Genomic DNA, 14,418 nt, shown 5'->3' with positions numbered 1-14,418 from the left:
CAGAGTTTCTGGCGAAGTTGAGGCAAGAAGAAGTGTAGAGAAGCCCCCCCACTAGCCCCCCGGGCCTGGCTTCAGCTTCGCCAGCCCTCTGGTGACCCGAGCGCGGTGGCCCCACCCGTTTCCATTCCGAACACGGCCGTGAAACGCTGCAGCCCCGATGGTAGTGCCGCGTGAGGCGGTGCGAGAGTAGGCCGTTGCCAGAACTGATGGGCCCCGGGTTCCTCAAAAAGGACCCCGGGGCTCTTTTTTTTTACGGGCAGCTCTTGCTCTCCGTATTGCGAGCTCCGTACGACCTGATAAAATTCATGCCTTAAGGCCGGACGCCTGTTTCGGCGGGCATCGTGCGGGGCTGTTCAAGCCGCACCGACGAGTTGCGCCGCCGTAGATAACAAATTTCTGCATGCCAGTCGAACTCGCGATTTCACCGGCGAGCCGCTTATACCTCCAGGGAACGGCCGAGCCCGGCTCGGCCCTGGACAGTCGATGGATCTCCCGCTTCGACGCTGCCTTCGAGTCCTCGAACGCTGAAGGCCTTTTGCTGCTGGCCGGCAGCGCCTTCACCCTGCCCCTGCCTCCGTCGCTGGCTTACTGGCGCGATTTTGCCCGCCTTTATCTCCAGCAACTTTGCCGCGAAAACGGCGGCGGTGTCGACGCTGCACTCGTCCTGCCTGCGGCCGCGGCAGACGAATTGGCCATGTTTGCCCAGCAGGGTCCGCCAATGAGGGGAGGCGAATTTCTCAGCGTGAAACTGCTGGAGAAACTCTGGCAGGACTTGGGCGAAAGGACCGTTCACGAGACGGCGGGCAGGGGCCTCGATGCCTGGCTCAAGGCGTTCAGCCCGCATTGGCACACCGTCGGTCGCGTCACGTTTCATCTTGCGGAAAACAAGCGCGATCCTGACCGGCCATTCGCTTTTCTCGCGACCTATACCCACCGGCTCTCCAGCGCCGGCAAGCCGCAGCACTTACCACTGGCGCGCGCACTCCAGGAGTACGCGGGCGCTCAAAATAAAGCCGCCCTGACGAACCTGCTGGCCCCAGTCCAGCGTGCTGCGGAAAAGAGTAAGCTCGCCCGGGACTTGCTCGAGTCGCGCCGCCTGTTCCAGGCGCTTGCCTGGACCCCGCGGGACGCTTACCGCTTTCTGCGCGACACACCGTCATTCGAAGAAAGCGGTCTCCTGGTACGGGTGCCCGACTGGTGGAAAGCCGGGCGACCCGCCCGAGCCCAGGTCCAGGTGCGCATCGGCAATACGCAAAGCGGCCTGTTTGGCCTGGAAAGTCTGATGGACTTTTCCGCCGAGGTCGCACTCGACGGCCAGCCGCTGACGGCGGCGGAGTGGAACCAGGTCTTGAATTCCCAGGAGAACCTGGTCCGGCTCAAAGGCCAATGGGTGGAAATTGACCGTGACCGGCTCAAGCAGGTACTGGAGCATTGGCGGTGCATTCAGAAACAAGGCGGGGCCATTTCATTTCTCGAAGGGATGCGCCTGCTCGCCGGACTCGGTACCGATGGCCCGGGAGATCCGTCGACCGACCCCGAGGCGCGTGCCTGGTCGCGTATCGTGGTCGGCGATTGGCTGCGCGAGACACTTACGGCCATGCGTGACCCGTCCGCCCTGGGAGCGTTTGAGCCTAATCGAGACCTTCGCGCGACCCTGCGCGGATACCAGCGCGAGGGAGTTCACTGGCTCTGGTTCATGACTCGACTGGGCCTGGGTGCCTGTCTGGCCGACGACATGGGCCTCGGCAAAACCGTTCAGACCATCGCAGTGCTGCTCCAGATCAAACGCGAAACGCGCGAGGCGCACGCCCAACCTGCAATGCCGGGCGACATCCCCAGAGCTCCTGCCGCCCCTCGCCGCCCTTCCCTTCTGGTGGCACCCGCCTCGTTGCTGGCCAACTGGAAAAGTGAGCTCGCCCGATTTGCTCCCACGCTCGACGCGTTCTTCGTCCATCCCTCCGAGGCGCCCCCTCAGGTTCTGAAAGAGACCGCCGCTGACCCCGAGGCGGCTTTCGGCGGACGCGACCTCGTCATCACCACCTACGGCCTGCTTGCCCGGTTCGCCTGGCTGCGGAAATCCACTTGGAACCTCGTCATTCTCGACGAAGCCCAAGCCATCAAGAATCCTGGGACTCGCCAGGCCCGCGCCGTGAAAGAGCTTAACGCCAACGCACGCGTCGCCCTGACCGGCACTCCCATCGAAAATCGCCTGGGCGACCTTTGGTCCCTGTTTGATTTCCTCTGTCCCGGCTTGCTCGGCACCACCGCCGAGTTTAGTCGCACCGTAAAACGGCTGACCGACGATCACACCCGCCATTTCGCCCCGTTACGCACCATCACCCAGCCGTACATCCTGCGCCGGCTCAAAACCGACCGGAACATCATCTCGGATCTGCCGGACAAAACCGAGCTGACGGCTTGGTGCGGTTTGAGCAAAGCGCAAGCGTCCCTCTACGGCCAGTCAGTGGCGGAACTGGCTGAGCAGCTCACTGCTGCCGCCGGTATCCAGCGTCGCGGCTTGGTGCTGGCCTTTCTCACCCGCTTCAAACAAATCTGCAACCACCCGTCGCACTGGCTGGGAGATGGCCAGTTTGACCCCGCCGCGAGCGGGAAATTCGTCCGGCTGCGCGAGCTTGCTGAGGAAATTGCCGAGCGGCAGGAGAAGGCGCTCATTTTCACCCAGTTCAAAGAGATGACCGCACCCCTGGCTGCCCACCTGGAGACCGTCTTCGGAAGCCCCGGGCTGATCCTTCATGGCGGCACCCCCGTCAAAGAGCGGCAGCACCTGGTCGACTGCTTTCAGGAGGATGGCGGGCCGTCCTTTTTCATTCTCTCGCTCAAAGCCGGAGGCACCGGCCTCAACCTGACGGCGGCTTCGCACGTCATCCATTTCGACCGTTGGTGGAATCCGGCGGTCGAAAATCAAGCCACCGATCGCGCCTTTCGGATCGGGCAGAAGAAAAACGTTTTGGTCCATAAATTTGTCTGTCGCGGCACCATTGAGGAGCGCATCGACCAGCTCATCGCGGACAAAAAAGGCTTGGCCACCGGGGTGCTCGAAGGGGCTGAGCGACTGCTGACCGAGATGCCCGACAAGGAGTTATTACGCTTCGTCGCCCTTGACCTCCAGAGCGCCGTGAACGATTAGTGTCGACTGATTATGTCATGGGAATGGGGCTACCGACTCCCGTACGTCAGCGTGGCGGAAAAACGTCAGCGCGCCGAGGCTGCTGCCCGGAAGCTAACCAAGCGCGGTGAGAAATTGGAACCGATTCGCATCCAGGGACGCGAAATCGCCACTACCTTCTGGGGAAAAGCCTGGTGCCGCAATCTGGAAGCGTACAGCGATTACGATACCCGGCTTCCGCGGGGACGCACCTACGTGCGCAACGGCTGTGTGCTTGATTTGCAGATTTCTCCCGGCTCCGTGAAAGCATTGGTCAGCGGTACTGAGGTCTACAAAGTCAAGATTACGATCGCGCCCGTCGGACCCGCGGAATGGAAGGCGTTGAAAACCGAGTGCGCCGGCCAGGTCGGCAGCCTGATCGACCTGCTCCAGGGGAAACTCTCCGAGGCAGTCATGAAGATCATTACCTCGCCGGAGAGCGGCCTCTTTCCTAAACCTTCCCAGATCCATTTTGATTGTTCGTGCCCGGATTGGGCCGGCATGTGCAAACACATCGCCGCAACCCTCTACGGCGTCGGTGCGCGTCTGGATCACAATCCCGAATTGCTCTTTCGCCTGCGCGGGGTGAATCACGGCGAGTTGATTGCTGAAGCCACTGAGAGCGTCACTACCGGCGCGCCGGCTCAGGATGCCGGTACGCTCGCAACCGGGGATATCGCCGAGGTCTTCGGCATCGAGATCGAGCCGTCGCCGGTTTCCGCGCCCGCCCCGGGTCGCGCCGCAAAACGATCCGGAACCACCCGCCTTAAGAAAAGCGTGCCGATCAAGGCCCCGGCCACGCGCACAAAACCGAAGACGCCGAAACCCGGAGCCCGCCAGCGCCCCATTGCCCCTCTCGAAAGCAAGAAGGGGAGTTCGTCCAGGAAGCGTTGACGGCCCGGACCAAACCAAACCGGCGCCGCTCACCGGCGGCTACATTGTGCCGAGATAAACCGGTCCGCAAGCCCGGTGAGCGGCCCGCCTCGCTCGTCGCGTTCCCCTCCGAGCTCGGGCGCGAATGGTCGCAACTACCTTCACCGACGCCGAGCAAAAAAGGGGTGAAGAGCGTGTTGCCGCCCGCCAATGCAAGCAACCATCCGCCAAGCCACGCGCGTTCATTGCGTGCATGAGTCCCTTCCAAATCATCGCGTCGCTCTTGAGTCTGACCGCCGCGGCGAGCTATTTCAATTACCGCGTCCTCCGGCTGCCCTCGATGATCGGGCTGATGCTTGTCGCCCTGGTAGGCTCCCTGCTTCTGATTCTCAGCAGCAGACTGGGCCTGCATCTGGATACCCAGGTGCGCCCATGGTTGGCTCAGTTGGATTTCAGCCAGGCCCTGCTGGGAGGCGCCCTGAGTTTCCTGCTCTTCGCCGGCTCGCTGCATGTCGACCTTAAGGGTTTGCATGAGGAAAAATGGTCCGTGGCGGCGCTCGCCACGCTGGCCGTGCTGATCTCGACCGTCCTGGTCGCCGGATTGATGACGTTCGTGTTCAGCCGGTTAGGACTCAGGGTGTCTTTCCGAACCTGCCTTGTATTCGGCGCGCTGATTTCGCCCACCGATCCGGTTGCCGTGCTTAGCCTGCTCAAGCAGGCCGGCGTTCCAAGGGCGTTGGAGACCCGGATCGCCGGCGAGTCGTTGTTCAACGATGGCGTGGGTGTAGTCCTTTTTGTGCTCAGCTACCGGCTCTATGACGGCGGCAGCGCGCTGGACTGGCCTCACATCGGTCTTCTGCTGCTGCGGGAGGCCGGTGGCGGCCTCGCGCTGGGGCTGGCCCTGGGCGGTGTGGGCTACTACCTGCTGAGCCGGGTTGATGACTACCGCGTCGAGGTACTCCTGACCCTGGCTCTGGTCACGGGCGGGTACGCCCTGGCGAATGTCCTGGACGTGAGCGGCCTGTTGGCGATCGTCGCCGCCGGGATTACCATCGGCAACCCAGGCCGCCAATTCGCGATGTCCGAGAGGACACGCCGGAACCTGGACATGTTTTGGGAGCTGATCGACGAAGTCCTCAATGCCATGCTGTTCGTCCTGATCGGCCTGGAAGTCCTCGTCGTGCAGTGGCAGCCGGCCTACCTCACCGCTGCAATGCTGGCCATCCCGGTAACGCTGCTGGCGCGGTTGGTCAGCGTGACCATCACGGTGGAGTTGCTCCGCTTCTGCAGCGACCTGGGACCGCACACCATCAAAATCCTGACCTGGGGCGGTTTGCGCGGCGGGATTTCAGTCGCGCTGGTCCTTTCGTTAGCCCCCGGCCCCGAACGCGACCTGTTACTGACGGCGACCTACGCCACCGTGGTTTTCTCAATCCTTGTGCAGGGTCTGACGATGCCGCACCTGCTCCGATGGAGCGAGTTGATCGCCGCCGCGCCATTGCCGGGTGAAAGGTAGACAGGCGCCGTTTCTTGTAAGCCGGCCGCTTGCGCTTGCGACCTCAAAGGAACTTCCACCGGAGCGGCAGGGAGGCGAAATGTAATCGAATGGACGGCATAAACCAAGAATGCAATGCAGCAATGAGAACTGACAAATCTGAGACGGCCCCGACGCAATGCGTTGTGCAAACCTGCCCCGCAGATCATCTCCGGGATGCTACCTGTACCTTGTCCAGAGTGGCTTCGTCCCGCACAGGCAGTTGATGGTAGCCCGGAACTCTAGCCGGTGCCGTAAACCGGTCCGTCTTACCCTCGACCGGTAGCCCCACAGTGGGCCCGGTCGCTTTGTCCGTCCATGATGGGAAGAATAAACTCCCAACCGACCTTAAAGGCCGGGCTATTTCCGGTTGCCCCTTCTGAAAATGCTGATGCCTATCCGTCAAAGACGCAGATAGCATCGCGGGATTAACCCTACATTCGCCCTGAGGATCGCTGAACCGGTGTAGCATACCACACCACTTCCCCGCCGTTCGGCTCTGGGAGCACGTCAGAGAGGCCGGCGAACCTCCTCCCGGCATTTCGGGCCCGCGCGGATACAGGCGGCGAACCCCGGGTGACCCCGGGGCCGATCTCGCACGCTTCTTCCGGGGCTGGACAGGTCCTACCATCCCGTTTGCAAGGGATCCGGCAGCATCAGCTCCTCGGGCTGACGCTGACGAAGAGTTCCGGCGGAGCTGTGTCAAAGTACTTGAACAAGGCCGGGCAAAGCCAGCCTTCCATCCCTTTATCCGGCCACCGGTACCAGTTTCCCCCGTACTCTGAACGTTCCAAGATAAACTTCGCCGTATAACCGGGGAAAGGGGCTGCTGAAAACACCAGTTTCACCCCTTGCGCGGCTCGGGGCAGGTCCGCCGTCAGCACATCCAGAATGGCGTCTGCACCAGCCACGAACGGTTCGCGGTTGAGACCCACCCGTTCGTCATCGAAGACCCAAACCCCATTCTGCTTGTAGGGGAAGATAACAAAGAGGGCGTTCATCCGCACACGTTCGCCGGATGTTTGGATAACGGCCGTGCTGAAAACGGGCTGGCGCGGCGGCATTTCGGCTGGATTGTCTGCCGACAATAGAAAAGTCATATTTTAAAAGGCAATTTAGGTTAAAAAACTATAGATGTTCTTGCCATTCCGGCAACCTCGCCTAACATGCGGCGGTGAGACCATCTTCTTCGACTTTGCGGAAGGCGGCAGACCTTCAGGAACAAATTGAACAACTGCAAAAGCAGCTGACTGACTTGCTCGAGACCGACATCGAGCCGGCAGCTGCGCCCGAGACCCCGGCTCCTAGTGCGGGCCAGGGACAACGGCAAAAGGCGCCGGCTGAGACTCCCAGCCGTGCACGTAAGCCGGCGAGTTCGGCTAAAACATCATCTCAGGGCCGGGGCGGGAAACGGCGAGGATCGCCGAGCGGACCGCTTGCGCCTGCGGTGGTGACCGTGCTCAAAGGCAGCAACACGCCGATGAGTGTTTCCGAAATTCTGGAGGGCTTGATAAAGAGCGGCTATCAGTACCCTTCATCGGAACCTAAAAAGAATCTGTCCGCGCGGATTTACCGGCTGAAGGGAGTCCGGCAGGTCGGCCCGGGCCGGTTTGCGCCGGAATAGAACTCGAGCCAGGATACAAGGGAAACATGGGTCAGAGAGCGGTCCCACCCCCTGTCAGAGTACACCGGCTGACCTGATGAAAGCCGGATCGGAGACAGGGGGAGGGGATCATTGGGGAGGATTAGCGCCAAGAGATCATAAGGCAGTTTTTACCGATACTGTGCAACGGCTTTAACAAACCCGGCGTACTAGCGATGAAACCGGTGATTTACCAGCTGGTAGTCCGTTACTTCGGCAATACAAAAACGGTGAACCAGACGGACGGTACCATCGCGACCAACGGTTGCGGTATGTTCGCCGACATCAGCGATACTGCCCTGCAGGCGCTGAAGGCGTTTGGGGCCACGCACATCTGGCTGGCCGGTTGCCTGCGGCAAGCTACCCTCACGGGCTACCCTGAAATCGGGTTGCCGCCGGACGATCCGGACGTCGTTAAAGGCCGGGCAGGCTCTCTCTATGCCGTGCGGGACTATTTCGACGTCAGCCCGGATTACGCCCGGGACCCGGCAAGTCGTCTCGATGAGTTCTCGGCCCTTGTCGGCCGCATCCATGATGCCGGGCTTAAGGTGGTGCTCGACTTCGTTTCAAACCACGTTGCCCGCGGCTATCACTCGGCCGTTAAACCGGAGCTTGACTTCGGAACCGGCGATGATACGAGCCGGTTTTTTGCCCGCGACAATCATTTTTTCTACCTGGTGGAACCGCCTGGGCAGCGACTCAGCCTTTCCAGGCCTTCATCCTGGAATCCTGCAGGCGTCAAATTTGACGGCGCATTCGCGTTTGAGGACGGCAGCCCGGGGCATCCGCCTAAGGCGACCGGTAACAACGTGACCTCTCCAAGCCCGGGTGCAGGAGATTGGTATGAAACGGTCAAACTGAATTACGGATACAATTTCGCGGACCGGACCGGCCGTTATGACCCGCGGCCACGGACCTGGGATGCCATCGACCATATCCTCGCTTATTGGCAGGCGAAAGGAGTGGATGGGTTCCGCTGCGATTTCGCCCACTACGTGCCCGCGGAAGCCTGGACTTACCTCATCAGCCGTGCGCGGGAGCGCGACCCCGGCGCGTTTTTCCTGGCGGAAGCCTACCCGTACGCAGGCAGCGGGGACCCGGTAACAAATTTACAGCAACTCATCGACGCCGGCTTCGATGCCGTTTACCACTACACCGCCTACAACCTGCTGAAACAGATCTACCAGGGGCAGGCGAGTCCGGATGACTATGACCGTGAGCTGGCCTTTCCGCCCGTGGCGCGGGAGCACCTCGTGCGTTATCTGGAGAATCACGACGAGCGGCGGGTGGCCTCGCCCATCGTCCCCAACCGCGGGCCTGGTGATTCCGGCTTCGGTTCACCGGAAGCCGGCTACCAGCTGGCGCCATTACAGTTCCTTTCGGGTCCGGGACCGGTGTTGTTGCTGAACGGACAGGAAACGGGCGAACCCGGCGCCGGCACCGAAGGGTTCAATCTCGAGGATGGACGCACCACGTTTTTCGACTACTGGGCAATGCCGGAATTCGTAAAATGGGTTAATGACGGCCGGTACGATGGTGGTGCTCTTTCGGCCGGCCAGCAGGCGCTGCGCAATTTCTACGCGGGACTGCTTGGCCTTTGTCAGGACCCTTCGGTGAACGGCGACGGCTACTGGGGCCTGAAGTACTTCAATCGCCCGGAACGATTTGCCGATTGCCCGAATGATCTTTATAGCTTCGCCCGTTTCCAAAGCGGTTCCGGCCGGTTGCTGGCCGTCGTAGCTAACTTCCGTGGCGGCGCCGGGGTAGTCGGCCAGATCCGAATCCCTCCGGAGCTCGCGAACGCCGCCGCGCTCACAGGTAATCTGGCTGTCAGGCAAGTGTTCGGGAGGGATGGGGAAAGCGACGCAATCGTGGCTCGTCTCAGCGCGGGGCAACTTGCCGGTAACGGCTTCCCGGTTTCGATCGCGACCCAATCCGCCTGCGTGTACGTCGTCAGCGGAGCTTAAAGCCTTTCGCGGTTGCATCGACCCCTCTCGGGCAGGCGCTCGTCCCGGCTCGCAGCGCGCAAGCGGCGGGATCGTTTGTATACCCGGCCCGTCTGGGCGCGTGCGACGCAGGAAATCGCGAAAAGCAGAATACAGGCGATTGCGCCGGGCAAGCTCGACGGCGCCATTTGCAGCGCGACAAGAAAGGTATTTGAAAGCGTCATGCTGAACATTCCCTTAACACTCGACCGATTGAATAGAAAGATTAGTCCTGACCTTATCCCGTTCGCCAGAAGGACCTTCCGACACGAGCAGGAGGCGGCCGGGGCGACACGTGCTTCATCTCGAAACAAATTTTTTCCGGCGAGCGGGATAAGAGAACGGTTACGCCGGTGCAAGTATCCGGCGCGTGACGGCGACGGTCGAATCGCGGCCGTGACTCTCAAATTTCACGTCACTGAACACTTGCCGGATAAAAGGGAGCCCGTAACCGCCCCCGCACGACGGATCCGATGCGGGCAGGCGACGGCTCAGTCGTTCGGCATATTCCTCCTGGCTCAGTCCTTCACCGAAATGAGTGATCAGAAAGGTCAACCCATCAGGCCCGATCGCCGCTTCACAACGCAGTGGACCACCCTGGCCGTGATAGGCATGTTTATAAAAGTTGGTCAGGATCTCGTCGCAGGCGAGCACGACCTGGTAGACGTCGTTTTCGTTGAGCCCGGCGGCTTCTGCCCAGGCCTGAAAAAAGGCACGTGCATCGGCCATCCGGTCCGGCAGGAGTTCGAGCGAAAGCAGGCGCGGGGGAGCATCGGAGGTCGCGGTCAGAAGCAGAGCCGTGGCGTCGTCCCGTTCGCGGCTGGCCGTGTTGAATCCGCGCCAGTTTATCTCGAGAACGGACAGCGGCTCCCGCCCGGTCGCAGCGCTCTCAGACAAGCTCCTGGCCAAAGCGCGCTCTCCGAACTGCTCACCGGTGGCGGTCTGGGCCTCGATGAAGCCGTCCGTCAGCAGCAGCCAGCTGCGGCCCAGGGCAAACGGAACCGTCCTGACCGCAAAGTGATCACCGCCGGGCACCCCGAGAGGCGGAGAAATCTCGCCATCGAGTTCCTGCCAACCTCTGGACGAGGAGAAGTACCACGGGCGAAACTGACCGAAGCTGCAGGCTCGGAGCCAGCGGCGGTCGCGGTCGACGAGCAGAACGGCCAGGGTGGTGAGCGCGCCGGCCCTTTCGGCCGTTTGCCGCAGGGTTTCGTTAACGTCGGCGATCCACTCCGGAAACCCGGCGAACGTGCACAGCGAAATCTTAAGAGCAATCAACGTGCAAACCCGGGCGGATTCCAGGGCCGCCGGGATCCCTTTTCCACTCGCGTCACCTACGGCCACCAGCAGGGAGCCGTCGCCCAACTCGTAATAGGTAAAAAAGTCTCCCCCGATCTCTGCCGCTTGTTCCTGGAAAGCGCGAATCTGCAACCCGCGGCAGGTAAATTGCGCCGGCGGCATGAATGAGTTCTGGGCGCGTCGCGCGACGGACAACTCGGCCTGCCGGTAAGCAGCGTCGAGTTCCTGCTGCTTTGCCGCCTCCTGCACCTGCATCCGGGTCAGGGTGGCGGCAATCAGCGCCCCAAAAGCCATGAAAACCTCTTCATCGAAATCGTCGAACCGGTCGCGATCCGCCGGGTTCAGCGCCTGCATCACGCCGTGGCAAACGCCTGCATCCATGACCGGGATGGTCAACATGGCGTAAGCCGGCGTCTGCGTCTCGACGCCGATGCCCGCGTAATGATCGGCGTCACGTTGGGCGTTCAGCGTGTTTTCCGATTTCCGGGTCCTGAAAACCCGGCCGGCGATACCTTTGCCGGCGGGCACCCGTAAGATCCGGCCTTGCAACTCCGGTTGAGTTCCGCGGATGAGAAGGTCTCCGGTCACGCAATCCGGCAGGCAAATCGAGCAGGCCCGGCACTGCATGACGTCGCGCGAAGAGGCCAGGATGCTGCCGACGAGTTGATCCACATCCGAAGCGCTGCTCAGCGACTTGGCGGCATCAATGAGATACCGGTAAGCGATCTCTTTGCGTTCAGCGGAGTCGGCCATACCCCCGGGTCATTTCCTCCCTACGGCTGCGGGCGCCTGGTTCGGCTGGATCGGCGGGTGCGTCGTGGTCAGGAAATGCAGCGGGCGGCTATGAAACTCATCCACGGTTTGAGCCGTTCTTGCCGCCAAACCGTCGACCTGATTGCTGGCGCGCGAGATCGCATCGCTCGTGCGTCCCATCTTCGCGATCACTTTTTGGGCTGCCAGCGCATCTTCCCTGACTTTCCTGGCGGCATCCTCAAACGTTTGGAGGAGTTGGCCGACGCTGCCCTGATCGTTGCCTTGCCAATCGGAAAGCCGTTTGACGTTATCGCTGCTCGCCCGCAAATCGGTCACGATGGCCGCGAGTTGGCTGCGGACGGATTCATCCTGTTTTCCCTCCGGCCCGTTGATGAGTTCCTCGAGCGTCACGACCAAACTGTCAATCGGGGTCCGGCCGTCCGGACCCTTTTGCAGAAAGAGCAGGTTCAGGTTCGTAACGCTGCGGTCCACCATTGTCCCGACTTCGGATAGGCGTTCACCGGTCGCGAGTGCAAACGTCTCCAGTCTGGCCATGGCCGCATCAAAGCCCGGCATCACGGCTTCGAGCTTGGTCGAACGCTCGCCGCGAATCTCGGACCCATTCGCCAGAAAGCCCGCCGCAGGTTCTGAAGAGACGCCGGCTTTTTGCCCGGCCGCGTTGTTCTCGGGCTCCGGAAGCCGCAAGGCGATCGAGGCGTCTCCGAGCAGGGTGGGTTCAAGATGCGCCGTGACCGTCGCCGGAATCGGCAGCTTGCGAGTCACGACCACGTCGACTTTCACGGCGGGAGCACCAGGGCCCGGTGCATAGTCCAGGCGCGTCACGTAGCCGACCGGAATCCCGAGGAAGTAAACCCGGGAATGCTCCCGGATGCCGGTCACGTCATCAAACCGGATCGAAAAGGCCAACGGCGGTTTGCGGAATGGGTTGTCTTCCACGCCGAAGAACAGCCCGGCGAACAGGATTAACGCCGCCCCCAGAAAAACGATCAAGGCCAGTCTGGTTTTTCGCGATCTGCCGGCATTCATAACTGTGATGTGTTCGGACCGTTAGGCAGGTTGGTTGAACCTGGTCAGGAGAGGGGATGCGCACCCAGGCCGGTGTTCAGGAATCGTTGGACCAGCGGATGCGACGATGCCCTGAACTCGTCCCGAGACCCTTGCATGATCACGCGCCCCTGGTATTCGCCGTCGCGTTCGCCACCGAGCAGGATCGCGCGGTTGGCAATTCTGAAAAAACTGGCGATGTCATGGGTTACGACTACCGCCGCGGCGCCGATCCGCCGGGTCAACCGGATGAAAAGGTCATCAATTTCCTGCGTGCTGACCGGGTCGAGGCCGGAAGTCGGTTCGTCGGCAAAGACCAGCAGCGGGTCAAGCGCAAGGGCACGCGCCAGCGCCGCTCGCTTTTTCATGCCGCCGCTGATTCCGGACGGCCGTTTACCCGCATGATCTTCCAGCCCGACCATCCGCAGCTTCAGCCGGGCGGTTTCGTCAAGCACGTCATCGGCCGCCGAACGGTAATGCTGCCGGAGCGGCAGGCCAACGTTTTCAAGCAGAGACAAAGACTCGATCAATGCGCCGGACTGAAAGAGCACGCCGCATTGGAGATGAATCGGTTTCAGCTCCGCCGGGCGCAACCGGTGAATGTCCTGGCCGGTAACCCGTACCTGGCCGCGGCTGGGTTGCAATACGCCGATCAGGATGTTCAGCAGCGTGCTCTTTCCACACCCGCTCCCTCCAAGGATAACAAAGGTTTCTTCCGGAAAGACCTGAAAGCTGACCCCATTCAGCACCTCCCTGCCGTTCGGATACTTAAGGCCGAGATCCGAAACCTCCAGGATGGGCGGCCCGGTCTGTCCGGAACCGGTTGCCGCCTCAGGCTCTGCAACCTCTGACATAAATGATTGGTTAATATATCGATCAGTCCGGGTCCTTGACCCGGACCTGCTTCCGTCAGGTTAGCTCGAGGGCTGTAACCGCAGCGTCGGCCAGGGTAACCATGATGACCGCAGCCACGACCGACTGGGTAGTCGCCTCGCTGATCTCTCTGGAGCCATGCCGGACGTTCATCCCCTTGTAAAGGGCAATCGTTGCAATGATGAAACCGAACAACGCACTCTTGCCGAGCGCCACCAGGACGCTGGAAAACTGTGAGCCGTCAAGGGCGTAAAAGGCATAATCGGAGAGGCTCATCCGGAGGACCGGGCCGCACAGCAACCAACCGCCGAAAAGCGATGCGTAAATTCCTAACAAGGTCACGATCGGCAGCATGATCTGGAAACCCAGAAAACGCGGGAGCAGCAGGTAAGGCACCACGTCAATGCCCATCGTGAACAGGGCCTTGACTTCTTCGGACACCTGCATCGAGCCGAGTTCCGCGGCCACCGCCGACACGCTGCGTCCGGTGAAGATCAACGCCACGCTCACCGGGACGACTTGTTCGGTCAGGATAAACCAGAGTAAACTGGGAACCATTTCGACTTTTCCGACCTGGCTCAGTTGCACTTCCAAGACCAGCGCGAGAATGAAGCCGGCCGTGACGGCGATCAGACCGGCGGTCGGCACCGCACCCACCCCAATCATACGCATCTGGGTAACCGTGTCGTCTAACGACAACGTCGACGGGCGGACCAGGGTGCGCACACCTGAAGCCCCGAGTTCGGTTAACAGCCGGGAATAGGTGAGCCTGCCGGTGATCATTCCTCAGCCTGCAAACCGAGATCCCGGCGCGCAGCTGCCAAAGTCGGGTAGGTCCGGAGTTCCCGCTGCAGCCCCATCATTTCAAAAGAGCCCCGGATGCGATCCGGCATGCCGACGATAGCCACCTGGGTGGGATTGGACGGCCGGCGCGCATAAAGCGTGATCACCGCCCAGACCGGTGAGTTGATGAAGCCCGTCGCGGACAGGTCAATGGCCAGAAGGCGAATGTCTTCTTTGCTGAGACGGGCAAACAAATCCTGGAGCGTAGGCAGACCGAGAATATCGGCTGTACCCTGGAGCTTTAGGGTGCGGTCCCGACCTTCCCTTATCTCCTCAACGGTTAACCGGGGCGCAGGCTTCATAGAGCAGCAGCAAGACGCTACAGAGAATGCCACAAATGCCACAAGCGGAAAAATGCCACAAATGACAGCGGGTGCCGAGTGTC

At 61.3% G+C, this 14,418-nt stretch carries 11 protein-coding genes and 1 rRNA gene; 6 read left to right on the top strand and 6 right to left on the bottom strand.

The features are described from left to right. Positions 1–87: 87 nt before the first annotated feature. The 4 genes from rrf (at position 88) to JO015_10845 (ending at position 5,555) form a co-directional block, all read left to right on the top strand. Positions 88–203 (top strand): 5S ribosomal RNA (gene rrf, locus JO015_10860). A 197-nt stretch (positions 204–400) separates the two neighbouring features. Continuing rightward, positions 401–3,148 carry a DEAD/DEAH box helicase gene (locus JO015_10855; GenBank protein ID MBV9999597.1) on the top strand — a complete coding sequence of 916 codons (2,748 nt, stop codon included), beginning with the start codon at positions 401–403 and terminating at the stop codon, positions 3,146–3,148. Between the two features lie 12 nt (positions 3,149–3,160). Next, the gene (locus tag JO015_10850) at positions 3,161–4,060 is read left to right on the top strand and encodes a hypothetical protein (GenBank protein MBV9999596.1); all 900 of its coding nucleotides are present in this window, start codon (positions 3,161–3,163) and stop codon (positions 4,058–4,060) included. A gap of 232 nt (positions 4,061–4,292) precedes the next feature. Next, positions 4,293–5,555 (top strand): sodium:proton antiporter, encoded by a 1,263-nt coding sequence (locus JO015_10845; protein ID MBV9999595.1) that lies wholly within the window; start codon positions 4,293–4,295, stop codon positions 5,553–5,555. A 674-nt stretch (positions 5,556–6,229) separates the two neighbouring features. Here the strand turns inward: JO015_10845 and JO015_10840 are convergent. Next, positions 6,230–6,574: a hypothetical protein gene (locus tag JO015_10840; GenBank protein ID MBV9999594.1), complete on the bottom strand. Its 345-nt coding sequence runs from the start codon at positions 6,572–6,574 to the stop codon at positions 6,230–6,232. Between the two features lie 173 nt (positions 6,575–6,747). On the opposite strand from JO015_10840, the gene JO015_10835 reads away from it, so the two are divergent. Then, positions 6,748–7,197 (top strand): hypothetical protein, encoded by a 450-nt coding sequence (locus JO015_10835; GenBank protein MBV9999593.1) that lies wholly within the window; start codon positions 6,748–6,750, stop codon positions 7,195–7,197. Positions 7,198–7,391: 194 nt separating this feature from the next. Beyond that, positions 7,392–9,182: an alpha-amylase gene (locus tag JO015_10830; GenBank protein ID MBV9999592.1), complete on the top strand. Its 1,791-nt coding sequence runs from the start codon at positions 7,392–7,394 to the stop codon at positions 9,180–9,182. Between the two features lie 363 nt (positions 9,183–9,545). On the opposite strand, the gene JO015_10825 is transcribed toward JO015_10830, so the two are convergent. Genes JO015_10825 through JO015_10805 form a run of 5 tightly spaced genes read right to left on the bottom strand, consistent with a single transcriptional unit; the run spans position 9,546 to position 14,335 of the window. Next, positions 9,546–11,252, bottom strand: a complete 1,707-nt coding sequence (locus JO015_10825; protein ID MBV9999591.1) for a SpoIIE family protein phosphatase — start codon at positions 11,250–11,252, stop codon at positions 9,546–9,548. A 9-nt stretch (positions 11,253–11,261) separates the two neighbouring features. Next, positions 11,262–12,299, bottom strand: coding sequence for an MCE family protein (locus tag JO015_10820; GenBank protein MBV9999590.1), 1,038 nt, complete (start codon positions 12,297–12,299; stop codon positions 11,262–11,264). A 44-nt stretch (positions 12,300–12,343) separates the two neighbouring features. After that, on the bottom strand, positions 12,344–13,171 hold the full coding sequence (locus tag JO015_10815; GenBank protein MBV9999589.1) for an ATP-binding cassette domain-containing protein: 828 nt from the start codon (positions 13,169–13,171) through the stop codon (positions 12,344–12,346). Between the two features lie 55 nt (positions 13,172–13,226). After that, on the bottom strand, positions 13,227–13,973 hold the full coding sequence (locus JO015_10810) for an ABC transporter permease (GenBank protein ID MBV9999588.1): 747 nt from the start codon (positions 13,971–13,973) through the stop codon (positions 13,227–13,229). After that, entirely contained in the window at positions 13,970–14,335 is a 366-nt protein-coding gene (locus JO015_10805) for an STAS domain-containing protein (GenBank protein MBV9999587.1), read from the bottom strand. Before JO015_10805 ends, JO015_10810 begins: the two co-directional genes overlap by 4 nt. Positions 14,336–14,418: the final 83 nt, after the last annotated feature.

It is taken from the genome of Verrucomicrobiota bacterium (assembly GCA_019247695.1).
Lineage (GTDB): Bacteria > Verrucomicrobiota > Verrucomicrobiia > Chthoniobacterales > JAFAMB01 > JAFBAP01.
The sequence above is the reverse complement of the archived record's forward strand: the minus strand, read 5'-3'. Positions and strand labels throughout refer to the sequence as shown.